This is a genomic window from Lysinibacillus sp. NPDC098008, assembly GCF_044760715.1.
Lineage (GTDB): Bacteria > Bacillota > Bacilli > Bacillales_A > Planococcaceae > Lysinibacillus.
On the sequence record NZ_JBIWBA010000070.1, the window covers coordinates 1 to 1172 of the forward strand.

Below are 1172 nucleotides of genomic sequence, written 5' to 3' on the forward strand. Positions count from 1 at the left end.
TATATACGGTGAAAGAAAATTAGAGTTTCAAGCACAGCCTATTCACCGTATTTTCAGGTGTTTGATTAATCATTTGGATAAAGCCTTGGACAGCACGTTGAATCTTTCCGACATTTGAGTAAAAGACATTGTGGATCACCGTTGTCTTCATCCATTTCCACAGTCCTTCGATTAAATTTAAATTGGGACTGTACGGCGGAAGGAACAGAAATTCAAAGAAATCTTGATACTTTTCTAAAAATGGTTGAATCAATTTCGCATGGTGTATGCGCGCATTGTCTAATACCATCACGATGCGTTCATTCGGATAACGAGCGATGACTTTTTCTAAAAAACTTAGGAATTCAACAGCGGTATATTGTTCTTCTTGCACGCAAAATACATCGCCCGTTTCGTAATCCAATGTACCAATTAGCTTAACCCCTTGATGTCGGCCATATGTTGGAATGATTTTTTGTTGACCTTTAAGAAACCACGTGTTGGAAATCGCTTGGTAATCACGGATCATTGACTCGTCTTCAAATAAAATACGATCAATTTGACCATGAATTAGTTTTTTTTCGCCTGTTCAAATTTTTCAAGGAAAACTGCTTGTTTGAGGGGGTCTGCTTTTTCCAATGTATACGTTGGTTTCGTATAACTTAAACCAAGACGGTACAATAAATCACGTGTCCCACGTACAGAAAAAGACACACCAAATGTTCGCTCAATCCAATCGCGAAGAAGAGGCGCTGTCCAGTTCATTTCAACGGGAAAACCAGCATCTTTAGGCGTTTGGTTGACAATTGTCGCGACGACTCGTGCTTCTTGTTCAGCCGTTAAATGACGCTTTCGACCAGGTTGTTTTTTACGTCCAAGTCCAGCGATCCCTTTTTCACAATAAGCTTTGCGATAATTGAACAGCGTCGCTAAAGAAAGACCTGTATAGTCGACAATTTTTTCATACGATTCGCCGGAAAGTAACATATAAATCACTTGGTAGCGAACGAACATTTTATGATTGTTTTCTTCTTTCATGACAAGCTTTAATTCTTCTAAAGCAGCAGGAATTTGTTCTTCAGGAATTAGGACAATTTTACGCATCATTTTTCTCCGTTTCATATCTATTAAGAATAGTATACAGGAAAACGAAGAAAAAGAGTGTAAGTCTAAAAGTTAATCACCTTATATAT

The 1172-nt window shown here is 38.0% G+C and carries 1 protein-coding gene; it reads right to left on the minus strand.

Annotation, left to right across the window (positions count from 1 at the left end):
• Positions 1–19: 19 nt before the first annotated feature.
• Positions 20–1083, minus strand: a protein-coding gene (locus tag ACIQVU_RS20250; RefSeq protein WP_340808510.1) for an IS630 family transposase whose coding sequence is annotated in 2 segments (ribosomal slippage) — positions 20–559 and positions 562–1083 — 1062 coding nt in all. Because the reading frame shifts where the segments join, the coding sequence is not laid out codon by codon here.
• Between the last annotated feature and the right edge of the window lie 89 nt (positions 1084–1172).